A 25,151-nucleotide genomic window follows, 5' to 3' on the forward strand; every position below is an offset into this window, starting at 1 on the left:
GACCACCAACGAAGAAGAAACAGCTGCCTAACTATGAGGTAGCTCCACTACGTGTCCACCATTTGCGGGCAACCCCAACTGTCCTTGGGCGTCCGTCGTAGCTGTCACGGTTTCGGCAATTGCCGACTGCCCCGGATTATCAGTTTCGAACTTCTTGATGGCGTCCTGCTGAGCCTGCTTAAGTTCGAGCTGCGTGTAGCCGCGGTTGTCCTTCTTCCACTGATCAAGTTCGTTTGCGACTTCATCACGCAGGTACGAACCGACAACCTTGACACCGGAAACTGCTACGTCACCGTGGCCCGTGTTGTACTGGGGGACATCTCCGGCACCAGCAAGATTTTTCTGGTCCCAGAAAACACGACCGTTAATGTAGCCGTCGCCGGTCTTTGCCTCGCTTTGCTTCCAGTCAGCTTCCGGCTTCTGCAGCCAGCTTTCCGGCGTTTCTGTCAGTGCAATGTTCTGGTCACGGACATTGCCACCGTTGACCAGGTCAACGCTCCACACGGAGGCGTAGCGCTCAATAGAGCCCTTGAAGACTCCATCGCCTTCCATGTACGAAATTTCGTACTTGCTGCTGTCAGGGTTTTCGATCCACACACGCAGCTTCTGGTACGGATTAGCCTTGAAAAGGTGCTTATTGCCTTGGCTGTCCGTCCACTCTGGGAAGTCGACGGTATAAGTTCCGTCTGCACGAGTGTTGGTGGTGTACACCGGCGAAACGGCATAGCCCTTGACTCGTTCGTCCATCCACTGGGCGTACACCTTGACGTTTGACAGGCCTTGGTCATCACCCGTCTTGTTCGAGTTGATGCCGGACCGGTCAACGTACACAGCACCATTGACTGTGTGATTCGCCCTGTGCTCACCCGGCGAGTGGATAGCGTTCGGTTCCTGCAGAACGTTGGCGGCGGCCGGGGCGTTCTGAGACTGCACCACAATAGTGCCAGTCGTTGCCAGCGCCAGGACTGCCATTGCGCCTGCAACGGACTTCATCTTGTCGGAAAAGCCCAGCGCAAAAGCGCCGGACTTCCCACCACGGGCGATTAGCCCCCGCAGATTGGCCATGTTGCTTCCTTTCGACGAGTTAGCAGCACCAGCAGGCAGCCGGCGCTTTCTAAATACCCCCTGATAATACCCACAAAGGGCTGTAGATAAAGGCCAATCTTTTGGCGCCCTACCTATTCAGCTTTAATACGCATGGCCTGCACCTTTACGTCAATCTTCGATATTACAGTTCGGTTGCAAACATGGTGCCCCTAGGCTTAAGGGGCTCCCTGGCTTAGGGTCACGAAAGCACAAAGCCCCTCCCGGGAGCACCGAACACACCGGCACCCCCGGAAGGGGCTAAGAAACACCTAAGCGCGCAGCACTACCCCTGCTGCGCATCCCACCAGGCCCGCAGCTCCGCAATGGCCTCGTCCCGGCCCAGCGGACCCCGATCCAGGCGCAGCTCCTTCAAAAACGCCCACGCCTGCCCCACCTCCGGGCCCGGCTTCAGACCCAGGATCTCCATGATCTCGTTGCCATCCAGGTCCGGGCGCACCGCCGCGAGGTCCTCCTTCTCCTTGAGTTCCTCAATCCGCCGCTCGAGGTCGTCGTAATTACGGCGCAGGCGCGCCCCCTTGCGCTTATTACGGGTCGTGCAATCCGCCCGCACCAACATGTGCAGCTTCGGCAGCAGATCACCCGCATCCGTCACATAGCGGCGGACCGCCGAATCCGTCCACGCGCTATCCCCATAGCCATAGAAACGCATGTGCAGGAACACCAGCTGGGAAATATCCTTCACCAGCTGCTTAGAAAACTCCAGCTGCCGCAACCGGCGGCGCACCAGCTTCGCACCCACCACCTCGTGCTGGTGGAAAGTCACCTGGCCAGAGTCCGTGAACGCGCGGGTATCCGGCTTCCCACAGTCGTGCAGCAGGGCGGCCCAACGCAGCTCCAGGTCCGGCTCCACGCCGTAATTCTGCTCCTGCACCAGCGCATTGCGCAGCACCGTCAGGGAGTGCCAGTACACATCCTTGTGCTGCTTGTGCTCGTCCTGAGTCATCCGCAGGCGCGGCAGCTCCGGGAGAACGAAATCCGCCAGGCCGGCCTCCACCATCAGGTCCAGGCCCTCCCACGGGGTCGTGCCGAGCAGCAGCTTATTCAGCTCCACCGCCACGCGCTCCACCGTGATCCGCTGGATCTGATCCGCCATCGCCGCCATGGCCTCAGCCACCCGCGGGGCGACCTCAAAACCCAGCTGAGAGACGAAACGGCAGGCCCGCAGCATGCGCAACGGATCGTCCCGGAAGCTCACCTCCGGGCTATCCGGCGTGTCCAGCACCCCGGCGGCCACGTCAGCCAAGCCACCCAGCGGGTCGCAGAACTCGTGTTTCCCGTCTGCGGAGAGCTTCAGCGCCATCGCGTTCGCGCGGAAGTCCCGGCGCACCAGATCGCCCTCCAGGGTGTCGCCGAAGGTGACCTCCGGGTTGCGGGACTGGCCGTCGTACTGATCCGCCCGGAACGTGGTGATCTCCACCTCCAGGCCACCGACCAGCGCGGACACGGTGCCGAATTCGATGCCCGTATCCCACACCGTCTCGGCCATCGGCTCCAGGATCCCCATCACCACATCCGGGCGAGCGTCCGTGGTGAAATCCAGGTCGTGGCTGAGGCGCGCCAGCATCGCATCGCGCACCGAGCCGCCCACCAGGTAGAGCTCGTGGCCCGCCGCCTCGAAGGCCTTAGCTAGCCGGCGCAGCGTGGCGTCATTGCGGCGCAGGGACTGCCACGCGGCCCCCAGCATCGCCGCTTCCTTGGCCTGCGTGCCCCCGGTTACCTCGGCAACGCCCGCCCCAGCGCCGGCCGCCGTCGCACCAGCTTCCGCGGCAGCACCAGCCGTCGCGCCATCTGCAGTCTCATTCGCCCTCGTAGTCACGCGCAATACCTTACTTCATGGCCCAACACCCCAACACCGCACCGGTCACCCGCCCGGCCGCCGCCACCGGCACACCCAACCCCCGCCAGCGGTTCCCCCAAGCCCCGGCCAAGCAGCTACTATAAACAGAATGAACACGAACGACAGCGCCACCACGAGCAGCGGTTCGCCCCGCAGCACGCGCCGCCGTTCGCAGCACGACGAACAGCCGCAGCGCGAAAACCAGCGCCGCCCCAAAAACGCCAAGAACGCGAAGAACAACCGCAAGGGCAAGGGCCGCGGCAACCAGCAGGGCCAGCAGGGCGAGAACACCCGCACCAGCAACCGCAATAACCACGGCTCGAACCGCGGCAACCGCTCCGGGGCTGGCCGCAACAACCCGAAACGCACCAGCACCCGGCGCGCCAAACAGGGCAAGCAGAACCGCACCCACCTGGAGCACTCCGACCTGCCGCTCTCGGTGGAAACCTCCGCGGGCGGGCTTGTCCTCACCGGCCTGGCCGAAGCCGTGCGCCCCAACGGCAGCGTGGACATGTCCAAGATCTACGCCGCCCTCATCGGCCGCGTCGACCGCCGCGGGCGCCTCCTGTGGTCCATGCCCAAAGGCCACGTCGAAGAGCACGAATCCCACCGCAGCACCGCCGAACGCGAAGTGTGGGAGGAAACCGGCATCGCCGGGACCGTCATCGACGAGCTCGGCACCATCGACTACTGGTTCGTCTCCGAGGGCACCCGCATCCACAAGACCGTCCACCACCACCTGCTGCGCTACGTGGACGGGGAGTTCAACGACGAAGACCCCGAGGTCACCGAAGTCACCTGGGTTCCCGTGAACAACCTGGTCGAACGCCTCGCCTACGCCGACGAGCGCCGCCTGGCCCGCCGCGCTCTCGACACGCTGCCGAACCACGCCCGCGCGGAAGCGGAAGCAGGCCGCGCCACCCCGCGTTAGGAGGGCTGCATGGCTGCCAAAATCCGCCCCGCCACCGCCCTCGCGCTCGGCTCCCTCCTCTGCGCCGGGTGGGTCACCGCCGTGCCCGGCCCGCTCGCTGGCTCCGCCCTGCCTGCCGCAAACGCCCTGCCCGCAGCAAAGGCCATGCCTGCCGCGGGCGCCCAAACCCCCGAGCACACCAGCACCTTCCACCACGCGGAGGCCACGGACTGGGCCAACCCGAACGCCCGCTCCACCGACCCCAATCGGGGCATTAACCTGCAGGTTCGCAACATCAGCCCGCGCTTCCTCAACCCGGCGGACACCGACCCGCAGACCTACACCCTGCGCATCCGCAACACCAGCCCCGGCACCATCCGGGGCCTCACACTGAGCCTGAAAACCGCGCCCGCCGCCGGCAGCCCCGCCCAGGTGCGCACCTCCCTGCTCTCCAACAGCGGCGAGTACCCACACAGCTCCCCGGCGCGCCCACTGCAGCGCAGCAACGGCGCTGAGGTTTCCCTGGGGCCGGGCGAAACCGCCGACGTGGACGTCCGCCTCTTCCGCGACCCTTCCTTTCAGGACGACGCCACTCCACACCCCGAGACCCCCACCGGCGAAACGGCGGGCCCAGCTGGGGCCTTGGCACCGATGAGCTTCGGGCTGCCGGATGCCGCGCAGGCCGGAACCTACCCGCTGATGTTCACCCTCGGCGGCACGCCCGGGGCCGCTGATGGTGCCGATGGTGGGGGAGAGGCCGCTGGGGACCAGGCAGCACAGGGGGCGGAACTGCTCGCGGTGACTCGCGCGACGGCCGTCGTCACCCCGGAAGAGAATAAGGAAGAAGAAAGCGCGGACGGCACCACGGAGGGCAACCCCCAGGCCCCGGCAGGGCAGGGCAGTGGCACCTCCGGCACCCCGCTGACCTTCCTGTGGCCCATCGGTGGCGAAACGCACGCCACACCCGGCGCGGTCGGGGACGCCCCCGAGCCCGCCGAGCTCTACCTCAGCGAGGACTCCCTCGGTGAGCAACTGAAGGAAGGCGGGCGGCTACGCACCCTCCTCGACAGCTACCGCACCGCACTGGACGGCCCACAGGGCACCAAGATCCGCGAAGCCAGCTGCCTGGCGATCGACCCCGACCTCCTGCAGACCGTGGAGCGCATGGCCGGCGGCTACCGCGTGGGCGGGCGTGTCCCAAAGCCCGTCGAGGAGCGCAAGCGGCTCCGCGACTCCTGGGGAGACATCTTCAACACCAAGGACCGCTCCGAACCCGGCGCCCACGATAAGGCCGCCGCTACCTGGCTCAGCGACCTGCGCGACACCACCAAGGAGAGCTGCACCGTCGCGCTGCCCTACGGCGGGGCGGACATCAACACCACCGCCCAGGCGACCGGGCCCACCAACCCGGAGGCCGCGGCAGGACAGGCCAATGGCGCCGCTGCCAACGGAGATGCGGCCGGTGGTGCCGCTGGAGCAGATACCGGCGTGGCCGAGGAATCCACCAGCGCGGCCTGGCTCAGCATGCACGCCCTCGGCCGGGGTGCCGCCACCATCCACGAGATCCTCGGCACCACCCCGGTGGCCAATATCGCCATCCCCAGCAGCGGCTACCTCACTCCCGAAGCCCTGCCGTACCTCGCCGCCGCGAAGGTGGACCCCGCCTCGGAGGGGGCCGACCCGTCCCGCCGCTTCGAGAACACCCTCAAGGGCCAGGCGCTCCTGCCCACCCTTGACCCCAAGGTGCCAGTCACCGCGCTCGTCGCGAATAACACCGTGCTCACCCAGCAGCCCGCCCAGACCCCCGAGACCTCGGGGGAGGAGGCCGGGGACGCGCACGACCCCGCAACCCAACAGGCTGACCAGCAGTGGAACGACCGCCTGCTGAAGCTCAACGATGCCGGCAGCCTCCGCGCGCTGCGCTACTCCGGCGACCTCGGCACCGTCCTCGCCGCCACCGGCGCCCGTCCCGACACCACGGGCTACTCCAACCCCCAGGCCCGCTTCGACGCCAACGCGGACTCCGAGGCCACCCGCATGTCCACCGCCCTGGCCGTGCTCCAGCAGGAACTCGCCAGCCCCGAGCCGATCCTCGCCGTCCCGCCGGGCCAGTGGGAGGTCAACGGGCAGGACGCCACCGCCCTCCTGGACTACATCGAGCAGGCCTTCGCCACCGGGCAGGCCACCCCGGCCTCCCTGGCCGATGCGCTGCGCCCCCGCGGCCTGAAGAACTCCGAACTGGCACTCGGGGAGGTCACCCAGCCCTTCGCCGACCCCGGGAAACCCACCGAGGCACTCGCGCCACAGCTGGCGACCCTGGCCGACCGGATCCGCAGCCTCACCCTCATGATGGCTAACTCCCGGAAGATCGCGCTGACCCGCGAACAGTTCACCCGCCCGATCCTCGCCGATCTCGCGCGAGCCACCAGCAACTACGGCACCCGCAACCCCGCCGAGCAGGACGGGGCTAGCCAGCGCGCCGCCGCCCGCGTCGCCGGTGCGGCAGAGACCGCGGACACCCTGCGCAACTCGGTAACCCTGCTGCCACCCGGCAACGTCTTCACCCGAACCTCCGAAGCCGCGCCACTGATCGTCGCCGCCCAAAACGGCCTACCGCTGCCTGTGCCGGCGAAGATCCGCTACCGCGACACCCTCGACGAGCACGCCGGGCACCCCGCCACCATCCTGGAATCCGAGGCTCAGATGATCCCGGCGCGTGGTTCCCTCACAGTGTCGATCGACCTCGGTGCCGCAAACCGCCGCAGCGACCTCGACCTGTGGCTCGCCAGCCCCAAAAACAAGCGAATCAGCGACTCCGTGCAAGTCAGCGTGCACTCCAGCCCCAATATCCCGCTGGATAAGATGATCCTCCTGCTCACCATCATCGCTGGCGCGGGCATCGGCGGGAAGCTCCTCCTGGACCGTCGGCGCCGCCGCCGCAGCCGCTAGGCCCGCCGCCGAAAACACCGTGTAAAACCCGTCACAGGCAGCGAAAACCCGCCCCGGGAGCGCGTTTCTAGTTAGGAAACGCACCCAATGTGGACGATGATGGATTCTGTGACTAACCCAGACGTTCCCGAGGATTCCGCTGACAGCGCAGGCCACGGCAGCACGCCACCGACCAAGCCACCCGCAGGCCAGCGCGGCCGCTTCATCGAAGCCCGCCCGCCCGCGCTGGCCCCCCAGGCGCGCGAAGAAGCCAATACCCCGGAAACAACGGACGACTACTCCTCACTGAGCATCGCCCCCTCCCAGCACGGCCAGGAACCCGAAAACACCACGCCCGAGGCCCCAGCCGCCCCGGCCGTGGACTTCCGCCGGCCCGCCTCGGAGATCCACCTGGGCAACGAGCGGCACGCCTATGACCACTACGAGTTCGGCCTCGCCGGGGAGCTCGGGCACTCCGCCGACCCCGGGGCAGACCCCGCGGGCCGCCAGTACCGCGCCAGCTCCCAACCGGCCCGCACCTCCGCCCGAGCGCTCGCTGGCGCCGGGGTCGGAGCTGCCGCCTCCCGCGGCGCAGCATCCCGCGCCGCCGCATCCGCCGGAACGGCAGGCACCAACGCCCCCGAACACACCGCGACCCCCGCAGCCACCGCAACCACCGGCGGCGGTGACGTCCCACCGGAGGAAGAAACCCCCACGGACCGCACCGCCGCAGCCGCGGCGGAACAGGACAAGAACAACGAGCAACCCTCGGACGCCGACGTCGTCCGCACCGGCGGCTCCATGGCCATCGCGACCCTCCTGTCGCGCATCACCGGCTTCCTACGCACCGTCCTCATCGGCTCCGCGCTCGGTGCCGCAGTCGCCTCCGCGTTCAACACCGCGAACACCCTGCCGAACCTCATCACGGAGCTCGTCCTCGGCGCGGTGCTGACCTCCCTGGTCGTCCCCGTGCTCGTCCGAGCCGAGAAGGAAGACCCCGACCGCGGCGAAGCCTTCATCCGAAGACTCCTGACGATGACGTTCAGCATCACCGTCATCATCACCCTCCTCGCCGTCGGTGCCGCCCCCTGGCTGATCAGACTCACGCTCGACCAAGACGGCCAGGTCAACGTGCACATGGCGACAATGTTCGCCTACCTGGTGCTCCCGCAGATCTTCTTCTACGCCATGTTCGCCGTGTTCATGGCCGTGCTGAACACCAAGGGAGTATTCAAACCCGGCGCGTGGGCGCCCGTGGTCAACAACCTCGTGACCATCACCGTCCTCGGCGGCTACCTGCTGCTGCCCGAGGACACGAAGCTCCAGCCCACCGACCACGTCACGATCACCGACCCGCACGTGCTGCTGCTGGGGCTCGGCACCACCCTCGGCGTGGTCTTCCAAGCACTCATCATGGTGCCCTACCTCCGCAAGGCGGGCATCAACCTGCGGCCGCTGTGGGGCGTGGACGAACGCCTGAAGAACTTCGCCGGCATGGGCGTGGCGATCGTGCTGTACGTGGCGATCTCCCAGGTCGGTTGGGCAATCAATAACCAGATCGCATCCAGCGCATCCGGCGACGCCCCGACGATCTACATGAACGCCTGGCAGCTGCTGCAGATGCCCTACGGCGTCATCGGCGTGACCCTGCTGACCGCCGTCATGCCGCGGCTCTCCCGCAACGCCGCCGACGGCGACGATAAGGCCGTGGTCCGCGACCTCACCGTCGCCACCCGACTGACGATGTTCGCGATGATCCCCATCATCGTGTTCATGACCGCATTCGGCGGGGTCATCGGGCCGGCACTGTTCGCCTACCGCTCCTTCTCCATGGAGACCGCGAGCGTGCTGGGCTGGACCGTCTCCTTCTCCGCCTTCACGCTCATCCCGTACTCCCTGGTGCTGCTGCACCTGCGCGTGTTCTACGCCCGCGAGGAGGTCTGGACCCCGACCTTCATCATCGCCGGCATCACGATCACCAAGATCGCGCTGGTCTCCATCGCGCCATTCATCGCCACCGAGCCGCGGCTGGTGGTGGTGCTGCTGGGTGCTGCCAACGGCTTCGGCTTCGTCACCGGCGCGATCATCGGCGTGCTGCTGCTGCGCCGCTCCCTGGGCAACCTCAACTCGCGCGAGGTCATGCGCACCAGCCTCTGGGCCTTCGGCGCCTCCCTCGTCGGCGCGCTCGTCGCCTGGCTGGTGGACCTGGCTCTCACCAACACGATCATCACCCCCGGCCAGAACCCGGGCTTCCTGATTCGCCTGCTGATCACCGGCCCAGTCTTCCTCATCGCCACCGGTGTGGTCATGGCGCGCTCCAAGCTGCCCGAGGTTCTCACCGTCGGCTCCGCGCTCTCCCGCGTCCCCGGTATCGGCCGTTTCTTTTCCGGACGTCAGGCAGAGGAGGAACTGGGTTCCGCCGCAGAGCGCATGGCTCCCACCCCGCTGGGCCCCGCAGAGGCCGCCCGCGAGGCTGCCGTGGCCAACTCCCTGCTGCCACCACTGCCGCCACTGTCCGCAGGGCGCGTGCGCGGCCCACGCCTGGTGCCCGGCGCGCCGATCCTGGACGGGCGCTACCGCCTGCTCGCCGACCACGGTGGCTCCACTGCCGCCCGGTTCTGGCAGGCCCGGCGCACCGCCACCGGGGAGCTGGTTGGGCTCACCATCCTCGACCCGCTGGCAGCGGTGCGCCAGGGCAAGCGCCCCGGCGAGTACGTGCCGAACCAGTCCCGACTGGTGATGCAGGTCAAGCAGGACATGTCGCGGAAGTCCCGCGCCATGATGGAAGCCCAGGAGGCCGCCCTGGCACGCGCTGGTGACGGCTCCCAGGGGGATGAGGCGAACCCGCTGGCCGGGCTCGCGAAAATCCACCAGGTCATCGACAGCCCCGGCAGCGTGGTCGTGGTCTCCGACTGGACCGACGGCTCCGCACTCTCCGCGGTGGCGGAGTCCAGCCCGGACCCGCTGGCCGTCGGATTCGCCGTCGCCGACCTCGCCGAAGCCGCCGCGGAAATGCACGACCACGGCCTGGCACTCGGCGTGGACCACCGCGACCGCATCCGCATCAGCACCGCCGGCGGTGCCGTCCTCGCGTTCCCTGGCTTCCTGCCGAATAACTCCTCCGCGCAGGACATGCAGGGCATCGCCGCCGTCCTCGAGCTCCTGCTGGCCAACGTGCCGGTCTCGGAGATCCCGAAGGAACTGCTCGCCGAGTCGCTGGCCGCCAGCAACCTCAGCACCGAGCAGCGCGCCGCCGTCATCAGCGGCGGGGCGGCCAACCCGGTCACCGGGCACGCCGAAGCCACCGACGCAAACGAAGACGACGAAGACCGCGACGCAGACCACGACCGCGACGAGGGCGACGTCCCACCGAACCCGGCGGACCGCGACCCCCGCGAGCTGGCGACCAGGCTGCGCTACCTCACCTCCGGGGAGCTGGCCGTCAACCCGGACGAGGCGCCGACCCCGCAGGTCCAGAAGACCGGCTTCGGTGTTCGCCAGGCGCGCCTGCAGCACGTTGCGATCATCGGTGGCATCGCCATCGGCTCCGCCCTGCTGATCGCCGCGCTCGTCGCCAGCCTGCTCAGCGTTGTGGGTGGCGGACGGGAGGATTCGCCGCTATCCACGGACTCCATCCGCTCCGGCGCGGAGGGCATCATCAACCGCGAGCCCACGATGGTGCCGATCCGCAACGTCCGCGAATGGATGCCCACCGGCGCGAAGGGCACCCTCGACGCGCCGGAGGACGTCCAGCTCGTCACCGACGGGCGTGCGGCGACGAAGTGGCAGTCCGACTCCTACCTCAGCCCGCTGGGACGCACCCCGGAGGCGACGAAGGAGGGCATCGGCCTGCTCGTGGACCTGCCGACCGGCACCCGCATCCACGCGCTGCAGCTGGAGGGTCTGGCGCCCGGCATGAAGGTCGAGCTGCGCCGCGTCGACGAGGCCACCGCGCCGACCGACCCGGCGGCACCGAGCGGGGCGGCCATCCCGAACGAGGCGGGCGCCAAGGCCTCCGCCCAGCCGAGTGCTTCGGAGGAGCCGACTGCCTCGGAGACCGCACCGGAGAGCGAGGCGACAGCAACCGCGACCAGCGGAAACCAGTCCGCCAACCTGCGCAAGGTCCCGCTCTCCCTGGACGAAACCTCCTCGCTGGGCACCGTGACTGCCACCGAGTCCACGATGAACGTGGAGTTCCACGGCGATGACGGGCAGGACGTCCTCGTGGGTCGCGGTGCGAACCAGAAGCTGCTGAAGGCCATGGCTTCGGCCAAGGCCAAGGAGGCGGCGAAGGCTGGCGGCGCTGATGAGGCTTCGGAGGGGGCCGAGTCTGAGGAGGAGCGCGCCGAGGACGCCGAGAAGAAGGAGCAGGGCACCAAGCCGATGAAGCAGCTGCTGATCTGGATCACCCAGCTGCCGGAGGCCGACGGCCGCGCCACCCTCGGCGAACTGCGCGTCATGGGCACCTGGCAGGGCCAGAACCGCGTGGACGAGACCAGCACCGCGCCAAGCAGTGCAGCGCGGGGGAGCGCTGGTCGTGGCAATGCTGCGAAGGGAGCAGGCAGCCCCGCGGAGCCCGTAGCCGCCAGCCAGTAACGGCTGGTGGGGGAGCGGGACGTGGGAGCCCGGCGGGGGAGCCCGCGCGGTTGTCCGCGCCACCGGCTATCCACAGCGCGGCTCCCTGACCGGCTGAGCTGTCCACAGCTTTGAGCGCCCCGGCGCCATCGACATCACGATGGCCGGGGCGCTCATTAGTGTCTAAGCCACGATCCAGGCTCACCAGGGGGAAAGGGGAGGGGCCATGACGGCACCAGTCACCGACACACAGCACACCACCGCGCCGGATAGGGCGAAAACCACCACGTGGGGCAGCGCGCCAAGCAACACGGGGGACGCGCCCCACACCAGCGCGCACCGCACCGACCAGGAGCTGCTCGCCGAGCACATCGCCGGCGACCCGCTCGCACTCCACACACTGCTGGCCCGCCACGAGGTCCGCATGCACTGGGCAGAACGCGCCGCCGGCGTCCCGGAGAGCGAACTGGCGGACGTCCACCAGGAAGCCGTCCTGAAAATCCACCGCCGCGCCGCCACCTTCCGCAACCGCTCCAGCGTCGTGACCTGGATGGTGACCATCGCGCACCGCACCGCCCTGAACTTCGTGACCGCCCAGCACCGGCGCGGGCACCGCCACCGCGAGGACATCAGTGACTGTGAACGCGACCTGCCGAGCTCGCACGCCACACCGAACCAGGAGCTCAGCGTTGACCTGCACAACGCGTTGGCCAGCATCCCGGTCCTGTTCCGGCAGACCGTCGTGCTGCGCGGGATGCTCGGCTACTCCATCTCCGAGATCTCCGCGATGCTCGATGTCGCGCCCGGCACCGTGAAATCCCGCTACTCGCGCGGGCGACGCTTGCTGCAGGACCACCTCGTGCTTGCCGACTATGCCGACCACCCCTGAGCTGGGAATATATCCCGTGTCTACTGGGTTAGATAAAGTGCGTTAAGAAAGCGAAACCCACATCAAAGAACACGAGCGAGGTCACATGTCTCAGCCCTTCCTGCAGGCCAACGTCGGAATCGGCGTGAACAAGGCGGGCGACGCCGCGGACGCGGCCACCCCAGCCGATACTCCCGATACCTCCGCCAGCTCGGGTGGCACCCACGACCCTGCGGAGAAGATCCACAACGTGATCATCGTGGGCTCCGGGCCAGCCGGCTACACCGCCGCGATCTACGCCGCCCGCGCCGAGCTCGAGCCGATCGTTTTCGAGGGCATGGACTTCGGCGGCCTGCTGATGCAGACCACCGAGGTGGAGAACTTCCCGGGCTTCGCCAAGGGCATCCAGGGCCCAGAGCTGATGGACGAAATGCGCAACCAGGCGGAGCGCTTCGGTGCCGACCTGCGCATGGAGGACGTCGAGAAGATGGACCTGACCGGCGAGATCAAGAAGGTCTGGGTAGACGGCGAGGAGTACCAGGCACGCGCCGTCATCCTCGCAACCGGTGCGGCACCGCGCTACCTGAACATCCCGGGCGAGCAGAAGATGATCGGCCGCGGCGTGTCCGCCTGCGCCACCTGCGACGGCTTCTTCTTCAAGGACCGCAAGATCGCCATCGTCGGCGGCGGCGACTCCGCAATGGAGGAGGCGGACTTCCTCACCAAGTTCGGCGAGACCGTGACCCTCATCCACCGCCGCGACGAGTTCCGCGCCTCCAAGATCATGCAGGAGCGCGCTCGCCAGAACCCGAAGATCGAGTTCTTGATGAACTCCAAGGTCACCGCCGTCCACGGTGAGAGCGCAGTGACCTCCCTGACCGTCGAGGACACCGTCACCGGCGAAAGCCAGGAGATGGAATTCGACGCCCTCTTCGTCGCCATCGGCCACGACCCGCGCGTCAGCGTTTTCGAGGGGCAGGTGGAGCTGAAGGAGGACGGCTACGTCAAGGTTGACGAGCCAAGCACCGCCACCAGCCTGCCGGGCGTGTTCGCCGCCGGCGACCTCGTGGACTCCCACTACCAGCAGGCCATCACCGCAGCTGGCAGCGGCTGCCGCGCCGCCCTGGACGCGGAGCACTACCTGGCCGCACTGCCGGCCAACGAGGGCTAAAACTCCACGCCACAGCACACTGCTGGCCTCCCGAGCTTTTCCGGGATTCACGGTATCCTGGGACAAGGAAAACCCCGGTGGACCACCCACCCCCAAGGACCACCCAACCCCGGAAAGGCAGGGCCCGCATGTCGAACATCATCACGGTCACGCAGCAGACATTTAAGTCCACCGTTGTGGAGTCCGACCTGCCGGTACTCGTGGATTTCTGGGCCCAGTGGTGCCAGCCCTGCCTGCGCATGAACCCCAGCCTCGAAGAACTTGCCGAGGAGATGGACGGCCGCGCCGTCGTCGCGAAGGTCAACGTCGACGAAGAGCGCGCGCTCGCGGCGATGTTCCAGGTGATGTCCATCCCAGCCCTCATGGTTTTTAAGGACGGCAAGAAGGTCGCGGAATTCACGGGCCTGCAGCCGAAGGGCACCCTCGTCGAGAAGCTGGAATCCCTCGCCTAGACCGCGGGAAACCCTGAACCACCAGCAACTGTTCGGAAAGTAGGACGCAGCGAGCCGTGACGGATAAACAACACGCCGAGAACCACGCCCCCCGCGTGGGCCAGCAGAATGTGCTGCTCACCGTGGGCGATAAGAGCCCCCGGGTCGCCGAGGTGCGCAGCGCCCTCGCCCGGCTCGGCATGCTCTCCGATTACGGCGCCGCGCTCACGGCCTCCAATAACGAGCAGTGGTCTGAGGAAGAGGAGTTCTTCGACGCCGTTTTGGCCACCGCCCTGCGCGCCTTCCAGCAGCAGCGCGGCATCATCGCCGACGGCGTGATCAACGAGACCACCCTGCGTGCCCTGCGCGAGGCGTCCTACAAGCTCGGCAACCGAGTGCTGAGCCTGCAGGACCCACAGTACGTCGGCGACGACGTCTCCGAACTCCAGTCCCAGCTCTACGACCTGGGCTTTTACACCGGTCGGGTGGACGGGCACTTCGGCCCAGACACCCACCAGGCAGTCACTCAGTACCAATTTGAGTACGGGCTGAACTCCGATGGCATGGTCGGTCCGGACACCCTCCGCGCACTGGCCTACCTGGGCCGCCGCATCACCGGCGGCTCCCCACACTCCATCCGCGAGAAGGAGATGATCCGCGCCGCAGGTCCGCAACTTTCCGGCAAGCGCGTCGTCATCGACCCGGGCTGCGGTGGCTCCGACGAGGGCACCGCTGTGAAGGGCCCCTTCGGCGCGATCACCGAGCAGGAGATCCTCTGGGACCTCGCCAACCGCCTGGAGGGGCGCATGATCTCCGCAGGCATGGAGACGATCCTCTCCCGCAGCCGCACGGCGAACCCCAGCGACACTGAGCGCGCGGACCTCGCCAATGCCTTCGGGGCAGACGTGGTGATCTCCCTGCGCACCGATAGCTACCCGAACGAGCGCGCAAACGGCGTGGCCAGCTTCTACTTCGGCTCCGAGAACGGCTCGAGGTCCATGGTCGGCGAGAAGCTCTCGGGCTACATCCAGCGCGAGATCGCCGCCCGCACCGACCTGCTGAATTGCCGCACCCACGCCCGCACGTGGGACATCCTGCGGCTCACGAAGATGCCGACCGTGCAGGTCGTCCCCGGTTACCTGACGAACCCGGACGACGCGGCCGCGCTGACCTCGCCGGAGGTGCGCGACATCATCGCGGAGGCCATCGTCGTCTCCGTGAAGCGCCTGTACCTGATGGACCAGGACAGCCACCGCACCGGCCAGTTCAGCTTCACGGAGCTGCTGCGCATCGAGCAGCAGTAGGGAGCGGCTCTCTGGGGGTGAGAGGGGCTCCTAGCCTGGTAGGGGACAGAAAGCAGGACAAAGGCCGGGCATGCTGCCCGGCCTTTAGTGTTGTGCTGGCGGTTCTGAGCTCAACGCGGGAGTTAGGGGTGCTGCGAAGGCAGCCAACTAAGCGTGGGATGAACGGAGCGCCCGAAGCGGAACCACAGATTCTTTAGAAGGCCTCGCCCTCGCGGTCGAGGAAGAGGTTATACGCGCCGGAAACCTCGCGGCGGTAGCGCGGGTAGAGCTCGTGATCGTCCACGCGCTCGAACTCGGCCTCCTCAACCACGTCGATGGACAGCATTGGAGCCACACTGAGGGCGTCCTTCAGCAGGTTGCCCGTGTGAAGGGCCTCCGGCGTCTGCCAGCCACGATAAGCCTCTGGCACGTAGCTGGGGGCGTTTTCGATCCGCAAACTAGGGTCCAGGCTGGACCTGGAGCTTGCTGCGCTCGATGGGGAAGGGAAGGACGGCGTCCCGCTGTACTCCAAACCCGCATCCTGCGCGATTCCACGTGCTTCCTGCTCCTGCTTCCGCAACAGCTCGTCAAGCGCGTCCTCGTCGCGGGCGAAGACCTCCACGGCGCTGAAGCCGCGACGGCCCGCCTCCACAAGGACCGTCTCGATCAGGCGGTGCTCAAGGTAGAGGCCCATGAATGCGTCCTCAACGTACACATCACTCAGCAGGAGGGCGTCGGAGGACACGGTGGAGGGGAGGCCCTCCGCGCCCGGCAGGAAGCGCGTCGGTGCGAAGAAGACGGTCGCGGCGGGCTGCAGCTTGCGGCCCGGCACGCCCGTGCCTACGAAAGCGGTAAAGCCACAGGTGCCCCAGCTCATCAGCGTCCGCTGGATCCACAGCTGCTTATCGAAGGCAGGGTCCTCGGTATGGGTCGGCCCATACAACGGATCCCACGGCAGCGCCCAGAACGTGCTGTTCGCTGCGTCTTCCGTAATCTGCTCCGCGTTATCAAAGCTCAGAGCGCGGATTTCAACCTCCACGGGCTCTCCCTCCCTGATGAGCTTAAAACGGTCGGCTCAACTATCGCGTGATGATGTGTCTGTGCGGGGCAAGCAACGCTGGGAACCTCGTGGGCTCGGCCGGCATGGGCCGGATGTTGCTTCTGGGGACTATTTTAGGACGGCCGCCCGCCCCATGAGGAGATTTAGAAAATCAGCCCGAAAAACCTTGAATTGTTTCACGTGAAACAATTGCGGGCGCAGAAACTACTGTTCGCCGCCGCCGAGGATCTCAATGATGCGGTCAAAGTCCTCCTGGCCACCGAACTCCACGACGATACGGCCCCGCTTCTTGCCCATCTGGACGCTGACCTTGGTCTCCAGGGTGTCCGCGAAGTCATCCACCCAGCTGTTCACGTAGTCCGGCAGGGGGGCAGGGGTGCGCTGCTTGCGCTCCTGCTTCTGGCCCTCGCCCCGGTTCATCAGCGTGACCGCCTCTTCCGTGGCGCGGACGCTCAAGCCCTCGGCGACGATACGATCTGCCAGCTGTGCCTGCGCTTCCTCTCCGCCCTTGAGCGCGAGCAGGGCGCGGGCATGACCGGCGCTGAGAACACCGGCGCTCACGCGTCGCTGCACCACGACGGGCAGCTGGAGCAGGCGGATCATGTTCGCAATAAGGGAGCGGGAGCGCCCAATACGCTTGGCCAGCTGCTCCTGGGTGACGCCGAACTCCTCCAGCAGCTGCTGATAAGCGGCGGCCTCCTCAAGCGGGTTCAGCTGCACGCGGTGGATATTCTCCAGCAGCGCGTCGCGCAGCATCGCATCGTCCTGCGTCTCGCGGACGATAGCCGGGATCGTCTCCAGGCCAGCCTTCTTGGATGCGCGAAGGCGGCGCTCACCCATGATGAGTTCATAGGGAACAGGCGCCCCGCTAACCGGGCGCACCACGATAGGTTGCATGAGCCCGAACTCCCGGATGGAGTGGACCAGCTCGTTCAGCTGCTCCTCGTCGAAGACGGAGCGCGGCTGCTTCGGGTTCGTCGTGATCGCGTCGAGCGGGAGCTCCTGATAGGTCGCGCCGAAGCTATCCGCATTCGAGAGCTCCGGGCCCCCGGCCTCACCCTGCGATTCGGCCGAGCCTTGCAGTTCGGTCAACTCCTGTGGGGCAGTGGAGCCCTTCGTGTGGGACGAGTCCTTAGCCCCACGAGAACGGGGAGCATCGGCCTTTGTCGAGGCGCCACCCTTCGCGACCTTCGAGCCCGCGGCCCCCTTGGCATACAAAGCGTGCGCTTCACCAGATGCTGCGGAGGCGGATTTTTGGGTCGGCGCACCCGTGTTCTCGCCCATACTGGAGGTTGGGCGATTAACGTCACTGTGACGAATATCGGTACCACCGGCGTCGGCGCCCGACGCGGAAGCACCGCGCGCAGCATCGCCGGAATCCTGACCCGTGGCACGGCGGGCGGCAGCACCGCCGGCGCCACCGCCGCCAAGAATGACGTCGGCCGCACCATTGCCCAGCCCCGGGCGAGATGGGCCGGTCGGAATCAGGCTCGCAAGCCCGCGGCCCAGCCCACCGCGTCGGGTGGCCTCCCGGTCGGGGAGGGCCGGCATCGCCGGCTTGCGGGCCGCCCCGCGAGGCGCCTTCGCGCCACCCTGAGCGCTCGAAGCCTTCTTAGATGCCGAATCCTTCTTAGCCACGGTCTTTACCTTCAATCCAAAGTTGTGATGATGGGGGAGGCGAGATCTGCCCGGAAACCGGGCATTGTTTCACGTGAAACATTCGAGGGTTTAGATGTTGTGCAGCTCCGGTGCGATGCCGATCGGGGCGGTCTCCTCGCTCGGGACGTAGTCGCCACGCTTGGCGAACTCGACAGCGGCGTCGAAGTAGGCCAGGGCGCCGCGCGAACCACCGTCGTACTGAAGAACGGTCTGGCCGTAACCCGGAGCCTCAGACACCTTGACGGAGCGCGGGATGTGGTTATCCAGAACCACGGAACCAAAGTGGTTTCGAACCTCGTCGGAGACCTGCTCGGAGAGCTTCGTGCGCCCGTCGTACATGGTCAGCAGTACGGCACTGATGTGCAGGTTTTTGTTGAGGTTCTCGCGGATCATCGAGATGTTATTCAGCAGCTGGCCCACGCCCTCCAGCGCGTAGTACTCGCACTGGATGGGGATAAGCACCTCATCGACCGCGGTCATCGCGTTGATGGTCAGCAGGCCGAGGGAAGGCGGGCAGTCGATAAATACGTAGTCAAAGCCCTGCTCAGCGAGAAAGTCATCGTTGATCGCATCAACCAAGCGGTACTCGCGCCGCACCATCGAGACGAGCTCGATCTCGGAGCCAGCCAGGTCGATGGTTGCTGGGATCGTATAGACGTTCTCGTTCACCGGATTCTGCTGCATCACCTCGGCGGCAGTCATCTCACCGATCAGCAGCTCGTAGCTGGAAGGGGTGCCCATCCGGTGCTCGGCGTCCAGCGCGGTAGACGCATTGCCCTGCGGGTCCAGGTCGATAACGAGGACCTTGAGGCCATGCAAGCCCAGCGCCCAGGCGAGGTTCACCGTGGAGGTAGTCTTACCCACCCCGCCCTTCTGGTTGGCGATGGTGATCTTCCGGGGCTTCTTCGGCTTCGGAAGTTTCAGGTTGTGGGAGTTCTGCATCTTGGCAGCCTGGCGCGCAGCCTGCGCGATTGGGGTGTCATCCCACTGCATTGGTGCCACTACCTATCCTCCGTCCGTCGCGATCCTTGAGATCGCTGCGATGTTTCACGTGAAACAATTTCCTTGAGGCGCTGGTTTTAACGCGCCTTTTCCACAATGACGGCGAAGGTGGATTCCTCCAGCACGCCCTTGCCCAGCTCAACTACGGAGCGTTTCCCTCCGCCAACCTTATCAATCTGGGCCTTATCCCGCTCCAGCTCTTCAGCTACGGAACTGCCCTTCAAAGCACGCATCTGCCCACCCACACGGGCGAGGGGGAGGGACCACTGGCAGAGACGGCCCAGCGGTGCGACGGCGCGGGAGGTGACGACGTCCGCGCCCGCCAGCTTCCGGACAATTGCCTTTTCTTCCGCGCGTCCACGGTGGACCTCGACGTTGTCCAGGCCAAGGTCCTCGACAACCTCCTCGAGGAACTTGGTGCGGCGCAGGAGCGGCTCCAGCAGCTGAACCTTCACATTCGGCCGTGCGATGGCCAGCGGGATGCCCGGAAGGCCCGCGCCGGAGCCGACGTCGATGACTCGCTCGCCGTCCTCGATGATCTCCTCGAGCACTGCGGAGTTCATGATGTGGCGATCCCAGATGCGCGGCACTTCGCGAGGACCGATGAGCCCGCGCTGGATCCCGGCAGTCTCGAGCCACTGGGCGTAACGCTCGGCCAGGGGAGCGCGGTCACCAAAGACCTCAACCAGGTTCTCTGGACGCAGCCCATCGACCTGCAGCTCGCCCCCGTGGTTATCCGGCGTTAGGGACGTGATCTGCTGCTCACGGGCAGAGCCGCCGGCAGCCGCGGCACCCTTGTTGGAATCCGCAGCAACCGGGTTGGGGGACTGGTTTTTCGAAGCGTCAGAATCACGATGTTTCACGTGAAACATTCTAGTGGCTTTCCACGACAACCCAACTTTCTCCCAGAACGGGTGGAAAGGGGAACGCGGGGACGTCCCAACGGAAAGCCGGGCAAGAAGGGGAGCGGCCCGGTGACGAAGCGACACGGGTAGACAGGCGGACCAAGCAACGAAGGAAAGGAACCCGACCGGAAAGCGAAGAACCGGCAGGAAAAGCCTCCGGGATGGATAAGCGGATGATCACACGGTGCGAAAGCACGGGGGCGCAGACGTCCCTCAAAAGACAAAGAAAAAGCGCCACACGGCGAACCGTGCGACGCTATGCGGAGAACCGAAACTACTTCTTCCGCTTCTTATTATTCTGCGGCTTCGCGCCCGGCTTCGGGGCGGAGGTGCGGCGAGCCTCGAGCTTCGCCTGGCGCTCCTCCTCCTCTTCCTTATCCATGATGCCGAACAGGATGCGCTGCTGGATGAAAGTCCACAGACCGTTGGTGAACATGTACAGGGCCAGACCAACCTGCCAGAGGAAACCACCGGCGAGGATGATCAGCGGCATGAACCACAGCATGATGCGCTGCATCATGTCCATCTGCATCTGCATCTGCTGAGCCTTCAGGTCATCAGCTGCCGGCTTCGGGTTATTCGCCTGACGCTTCTTGTTGCGGTTCAGGGACAGGCGAGCGGTGAAGTGCATGATCACCGCAGCGCCCAGCATCAGCGGCAGGACCACGGCGATGATGTTCGCCTTCGTGAAGTCCGGGGCGATGCCTGCCGGGGAGAAGGCGCCGTAACCGGAGGGGTCCATGGAGATATAGGAGGACAGCGGCGCACCGAACAGGCGGGCGTCGAGGAAGGACTGCACCTCTTCCACGCCGAAGACGTAGTTCGGGGTGTTACGGGTCTCCTCAATGCTCATGCCGAGCTGCCCAGTGCCCGTGCCGGTGCGGTTGAAGGAACGCAGCACGTGGAACAGGCCGATGAAGATCGGCATCTGAACCAGCATCGGGAGGCAGGCCGCCATCGGGCGGACACCCATCTCCTGCTGCGCCTTGCGCACCTCAACCATCAGCTTCTGCTGATCATTGGCGTACTTGCGCTGGAGTTCCTTCATCTTCGGCTGGAACTCCTGCATCTTGCGCGAGGAGCGGAGCTGGTTAGCGGTGGGCTTGACCAGCAGGATACGGATGGTCACCACGAGGAAGACGATGGAAAGCGCCCACGTGATGCCCGCGGTCGGGGCGAGCACATAGCCAAACACTTTGTGCCAGAACCACAGGACCGCTGAAATCGGGTAATAAATAAAATTCAGCACGTCTGGAGGGATCCTCTACTTTTCGGACGTCTCAAAATCTTGCGGAGTCTCTTCAGGCTTGGGCTTAGCCCTGCGCTTGCGGGGCGGAACGGGGTCCCACCCGCCCGGATGCCAAGGGGCACAGCGCAACAGCCGACCTATTGACAGTAACAGCCCCTTGAACAGACCATGCCTTTCCAACGCCGTGAGAGCGTAATTACTGCAGGTCGGCTCGAAGCGGCATGATGGCCCCATTTTAAGGGGCGAAAGAAATTCTTGATAGGCCAGCACTGCTCGCCGAGCCATCGCGGCACGGCCAGTGACGCGGCGACGCGCGGTACGGCTGTCGGCGCCGGGCTTGAAGTCAGCCTGGGAGCCGGGGTTGCGGTGGGATTCGGTGCCGGGCTGTGAGCTGTGCTCAGCGGGCTGAGCACTGCGCTCACTAGGCTTAGCGCCACGCTCAGCGGGAGAGCCGGGAGAGGCAGCGTCGCACATCGGACTCCAACTCCTTACTGCTAGCCTTCGCGCTGGCGGGAAGGGCGCGCACCACCACAAAGCTGGTCTCCTGCAGCTGCGGGGACGCCGCGGTGGCGTCCTCATCGATGATGGTGGCCAGGACGGCACGCAACCTGCGGGAGACAGCATGGCGCACCACGGCGTTGCCGACCGCCTTGGAGACGATGAGGCCCGCGCGAGGTCCGCCAGTCAGCTCCAGCGGGGCGTCGGGGCCTGGCTCCGGGGTCCAGAGGTGGACGACGACGGTGCGGCTACCCTTGCGCGCACCTTTCTTCACCACGGTGCTAAACAGCGCTGAGGAGCGGAGACGGTGTTCCGGTGCCAGCATGGGCAGCTCCTTGGTGGTTGGGTCGGTGCGCGAGGGGTGTTGGCTACCCGCCCCGCATAAAGGTGAAATTACAGCAAAAACGGCGCCCACCGAGTGGCAGGCGCCGGAGCTTCCCACGTGGTGGGAGAGTGTGCGACCAAGCTGGCCGCCCGCTCAATTAAGCGGTCAGGGACTTGCGGCCCTTACGACGACGTGCGGACACGATCGCGCGACCTGCGCGGGTGCGCATGCGGGTGCGGAAGCCGTGCACGCGTGCGCGACGGCGGTTATTAGGCTGGTAAGTACGCTTCGACACGGTACTTCACTCCTTAAAACTACGCGCGGAGGCGAAGCGTTGAAGCGCCATGATCGAGCGATGGCGGGGTGGATTCCCTGCCACTGCGCCCGGGCGGTGCGCTGTACGCCACGCTGTCCACGCCGATGGACTTGTGGTTGCCAGAGCTCCGGCGCCACGTGTGGAATGTGGGCGACGCAGAGCATCCGGCCAAAACGGCATCCGATACAAGGTCGGCTGTTGCCATAGACCGTTTAAGAATACTCAGCGGGGGAGCCGAAAACCAAATCTTCGCAGGATGACAGGCGTGTCATTTAAATCCCGGTTCATGGAAAAGTCCGCGCAATGCTGCGCTTTTGTGGATTGATCATCACACACGGTGGAATGTCAATCCACACAGCTTGTGGATAACTTCTCCACCCCCGAAGGCTAAAGCACTGGTTTAGGGTTAGTTTTTGCAGGTCAACGCCATTTTTTTGGAAAATTAGAAGTTGTCCACAGGAGCGGGGTAAATTGGGGACAACTCAATGGACAAGTTATCCACAGGTGTGGACAGCTCTGTGGAAGCCCAGAACAAACACCAAATCAGGCTGTGGGCAAAAATGTGAGTTCAGTGTGAACTCACGTGTAAATTGAAATGTCCTTAACGGTTACCCCCGACCCCGGAAGAGAAGAAAAAGGCTCGCGCATGACTCACGCCCCAGATCCCGCGGATCCCACAAAATTCGCCACCATCTGGCACGGCCTCGTCGACGCGTGGATCGAGGGCGACGGCACCCAGTTCCCGCCGCTCTCCGCCTCCTCCCGCAGCGTGCTCCGTCAGATCCAGCCCGTCCTCTTCATCAACGGGATCGCCGTGATGACCACGCCAAATGAATGGTCCAAGGGGGTCGTGGAGGGCGCACTCGCCGAGCCGATCGAAAAGGTCCTCGGGGACATCCTGCAATCCCCAGTCACCCTCAGCCTCTCCATCCGGGAAGCCGAGCCGGAGGACACAGCCCAGCCGACCAACACCAACACCGTCCCGGGCGCAGCCGAACAACAGGCCCCCGCCGGCCATTCCGCGGTCCACACGCCAGCACGATCCACCCCAGCTGCTCATTCGACAACAGCGCCCGCGCCGGCAACCCCCACAGCAGCAGAGGCGCGAGCACCACAATCCACGGCGCCATCCCAGCCCTCTGCACCCGCGGAATCCCCACAGCACGACCCGAAGCAGGACGAGGACACCCGCATCCTCGCCGCCGAGCGCCTAGCCCAGCAGCACCAGGGCGTCAACCAGCCAGAATCCCGCAACGAGGCCTTCGTGCCGGCCGAGGCGTCGTCGTCCCCAACCGCGGACACGGACGAGGGCGACCGGGACTCGGACACCTTGCTGAATAAGAAGTACACCTTCGAAAGCTTCGTCATCGGCGGCTCCAACCAGTTCGCGCACGCTGCCTGCCGCGCCGTCGCCGAAGCTCCAGCTCGCGCCTATAATCCGCTGTTTATCTGGGGCGAATCCGGGCTCGGCAAAACCCACCTGCTGCACGCCATCGGCCACTATGCCAAGGAGCTGCAGCCGGACATGCGCGTGCGCTACGTCTCGAGCGAAGAGCTGACGAATGACTTCATTAACTCCATCGCCAACGACCGCCGCGAGGAGTTCAAGCGCGAATACCGCAACCTGGACATGCTGATCGTGGACGATATCCAGTTCCTGCAGGGCAAGGAGTCCACGCAGGAGGAGTTCTTCCACACCTTCAACGCGCTGCACCAGGCGAATAAGCAGATCGTGCTCTCCTCCGACCGTCCGCCGCGGCAGCTGACCACGCTGGAGGACCGCCTGCGCACGCGTTTCGAGGGCGGGTTGATTACGGACGTCCAAACCCCGGACCTGGAAACCCGCATGGCGATTCTGTCCCGGAAGGCGGCCGCGGAGGGCACCACGCTGCCGGAGGATGTGCTCGAGCTGATCGCGAGCCGGTACGAGACCTCCATCCGCGAGCTGGAGGGCGCGCTGATCCGCGTGACGGCCTATTGCTCCCTGGGTAAGGAGCCAATCACGAAGCAGGCTGCGGAGATCGCGCTGCGGGACATCATGCCGGTCGACGATGTGCAGATGACCCCGCAGGTCATCATCGATGTGGTGTCCTCTTACTTCGACCTGACCGTCGATGAGCTGGTGGGGAAGGGGCGCACGAAGCGTTTCGTGCAGGCGCGCCAGATCGCGATGTATCTGTGCCGTGAGCTGACGGATCTTTCGCTGCCGAAGCTGGGGCAGGCCTTTGGCGGCCGCGACCACACGACGGTCATGCACGCGGAGCGGCGCATTCGGGAGCAGCTCACCGAGGATCGGGTCACCTTTAACGAGGTCCAGGAGCTGACGCAGCGCGCGAAGGCCGCGGCGCGGGGTTAGTCCTTCTTTCTCGAGCTTTCTTCGGGGAGTTCCGCAGGTTTCGGGACGTCAACGCGTTCGTTGGGGTTTCTGCGGGCGTTTTCTGGGGCGGTTCCCGCGGCAGGGGCTTGAAGTTAAGGACGTCCGCGCGCGGCGACGGCGCCCGGTTTTCTTGAAATTTGGGGCTTTCACACCGGATTGTGTTTGGGGGCGGAAACGCAAATTCTTGGGGGTGACGGTGAGAGCTCGGGGGATCGTCGTCCACAGTTATGCACAGTTATCCACAGCGTTCGGTGGATAACTCACCCGGAATGTGGATAAAAATAGGTCTGTGACCATGATTTTCCGGAGTTATCCACATGTCCACAGGGTTTTCCACAAGCGTAATTACAAGTTTGTGTTTTCGGGTGGATCAAGTTGGGGTTCAAGGTTGAAGCTCGTGACCTGGGGTTTCTGTGGATAACTACCCAAATCTTGGGAAACCGCAGGTGGATGGGCTGTGGATAACTCGCGAATGACAAAGGTTATCCACAATTGGGCACAGTTATCCACAGAGTCGTCCACCCGAACCCCACACCCCGATTCGGCCCCCGGCGTGGGTAAATGACATGTTTTCCACAGTTTTCACACCCCCTACTAACACTGCTGAACTTCCCAATTGGCAAAGAGAGAAGAAATTGGTGGTGTGCATA

Annotated in this window: 18 protein-coding genes; 8 read left to right on the top strand and 10 right to left on the bottom strand. The window is 65.5% G+C overall.

Features of this window, described 5'->3' with window-relative positions; translation table 11 throughout:
• Window positions 1-27 precede the first annotated feature (27 nt).
• On the bottom strand, window positions 28-1,065 hold the full coding sequence (locus tag QP413_RS08180) for a hypothetical protein (protein WP_284781406.1): 1,038 nt from the start codon (window positions 1,063-1,065) through the stop codon (window positions 28-30).
• 304 nt (window positions 1,066-1,369) lie between these two features.
• Complete coding sequence (locus QP413_RS08185; RefSeq protein WP_284781427.1) at window positions 1,370-2,791, bottom strand: CCA tRNA nucleotidyltransferase; 1,422 nt, start codon at window positions 2,789-2,791, stop codon at window positions 1,370-1,372.
• Window positions 2,792-3,053: 262 nt separating this feature from the next.
• On the opposite strand from QP413_RS08185, the gene QP413_RS08190 reads away from it, so the two are divergent.
• The 7 genes from QP413_RS08190 to QP413_RS08220 all read left to right on the top strand — a co-directional run bounded on the left by QP413_RS08190 (window position 3,054) and on the right by QP413_RS08220 (window position 15,131).
• The gene (locus QP413_RS08190; RefSeq protein WP_284781407.1) at window positions 3,054-3,875 is read left to right on the top strand and encodes an NUDIX hydrolase; all 822 of its coding nucleotides are present in this window, start codon (window positions 3,054-3,056) and stop codon (window positions 3,873-3,875) included.
• 9 nt (window positions 3,876-3,884) lie between these two features.
• Window positions 3,885-6,803: a hypothetical protein gene (locus tag QP413_RS08195; protein ID WP_284781408.1), complete on the top strand. Its 2,919-nt coding sequence runs from the start codon at window positions 3,885-3,887 to the stop codon at window positions 6,801-6,803.
• Window positions 6,804-6,902: 99 nt separating this feature from the next.
• Window positions 6,903-11,378 (top strand): murein biosynthesis integral membrane protein MurJ, encoded by a 4,476-nt coding sequence (murJ, locus tag QP413_RS08200; protein WP_336620848.1) that lies wholly within the window; start codon window positions 6,903-6,905, stop codon window positions 11,376-11,378.
• A 205-nt stretch (window positions 11,379-11,583) separates the two neighbouring features.
• On the top strand, window positions 11,584-12,246 hold the full coding sequence (locus QP413_RS08205) for a sigma-70 family RNA polymerase sigma factor (protein ID WP_284781410.1): 663 nt from the start codon (window positions 11,584-11,586) through the stop codon (window positions 12,244-12,246).
• A gap of 85 nt (window positions 12,247-12,331) precedes the next feature.
• Window positions 12,332-13,396: a thioredoxin-disulfide reductase gene (gene trxB, locus QP413_RS08210; RefSeq protein WP_284781411.1), complete on the top strand. Its 1,065-nt coding sequence runs from the start codon at window positions 12,332-12,334 to the stop codon at window positions 13,394-13,396.
• A gap of 128 nt (window positions 13,397-13,524) precedes the next feature.
• Window positions 13,525-13,848 carry a thioredoxin gene (gene trxA / locus QP413_RS08215; RefSeq protein ID WP_012361242.1) on the top strand — a complete coding sequence of 108 codons (324 nt, stop codon included), beginning with the start codon at window positions 13,525-13,527 and terminating at the stop codon, window positions 13,846-13,848.
• Window positions 13,849-13,904: 56 nt separating this feature from the next.
• Window positions 13,905-15,131: an N-acetylmuramoyl-L-alanine amidase gene (locus tag QP413_RS08220; protein WP_012361243.1), complete on the top strand. Its 1,227-nt coding sequence runs from the start codon at window positions 13,905-13,907 to the stop codon at window positions 15,129-15,131.
• A gap of 193 nt (window positions 15,132-15,324) precedes the next feature.
• Here the strand turns inward: QP413_RS08220 and QP413_RS08225 are convergent, their stop codons facing one another.
• From QP413_RS08225 to rpmH, 8 genes are all read right to left on the bottom strand, one after another.
• Complete coding sequence (locus tag QP413_RS08225; protein ID WP_015382128.1) at window positions 15,325-16,149, bottom strand: hypothetical protein; 825 nt, start codon at window positions 16,147-16,149, stop codon at window positions 15,325-15,327.
• Between the two features lie 225 nt (window positions 16,150-16,374).
• Window positions 16,375-17,808 carry a ParB/RepB/Spo0J family partition protein gene (locus tag QP413_RS08230; protein ID WP_284781412.1) on the bottom strand — a complete coding sequence of 478 codons (1,434 nt, stop codon included), beginning with the start codon at window positions 17,806-17,808 and terminating at the stop codon, window positions 16,375-16,377.
• A 90-nt stretch (window positions 17,809-17,898) separates the two neighbouring features.
• Window positions 17,899-18,822 carry a ParA family protein gene (locus QP413_RS08235; RefSeq protein ID WP_015382130.1) on the bottom strand — a complete coding sequence of 308 codons (924 nt, stop codon included), beginning with the start codon at window positions 18,820-18,822 and terminating at the stop codon, window positions 17,899-17,901.
• Between the two features lie 86 nt (window positions 18,823-18,908).
• Window positions 18,909-19,724, bottom strand: coding sequence for a 16S rRNA (guanine(527)-N(7))-methyltransferase RsmG (gene rsmG, locus QP413_RS08240; RefSeq protein WP_284781413.1), 816 nt, complete (start codon window positions 19,722-19,724; stop codon window positions 18,909-18,911).
• A gap of 286 nt (window positions 19,725-20,010) precedes the next feature.
• On the bottom strand, window positions 20,011-20,985 hold the full coding sequence (gene yidC, locus QP413_RS08245) for a membrane protein insertase YidC (RefSeq protein ID WP_284781414.1): 975 nt from the start codon (window positions 20,983-20,985) through the stop codon (window positions 20,011-20,013).
• A gap of 15 nt (window positions 20,986-21,000) precedes the next feature.
• Window positions 21,001-21,270, bottom strand: coding sequence for a membrane protein insertion efficiency factor YidD (gene yidD, locus QP413_RS08250; protein WP_081601263.1), 270 nt, complete (start codon window positions 21,268-21,270; stop codon window positions 21,001-21,003).
• A gap of 154 nt (window positions 21,271-21,424) precedes the next feature.
• A complete protein-coding gene (gene rnpA, locus QP413_RS08255; protein ID WP_284781415.1) occupies window positions 21,425-21,808 on the bottom strand; it encodes a ribonuclease P protein component in 384 nt (127 codons plus the stop codon).
• A 157-nt stretch (window positions 21,809-21,965) separates the two neighbouring features.
• A complete protein-coding gene (gene rpmH, locus QP413_RS08260) occupies window positions 21,966-22,103 on the bottom strand; it encodes a 50S ribosomal protein L34 (protein ID WP_012361251.1) in 138 nt (45 codons plus the stop codon).
• Window positions 22,104-22,719: 616 nt separating this feature from the next.
• Here rpmH and dnaA point away from each other — a divergent pair.
• On the top strand, window positions 22,720-24,480 hold the full coding sequence (gene dnaA, locus QP413_RS08265) for a chromosomal replication initiator protein DnaA (RefSeq protein WP_284781416.1): 1,761 nt from the start codon (window positions 22,720-22,722) through the stop codon (window positions 24,478-24,480).
• Window positions 24,481-25,151 lie beyond the last annotated feature (671 nt).

Source organism: Corynebacterium sp. UMB4614 (genome assembly GCF_030217065.1).
Taxonomy (GTDB): domain Bacteria; phylum Actinomycetota; class Actinomycetes; order Mycobacteriales; family Mycobacteriaceae; genus Corynebacterium.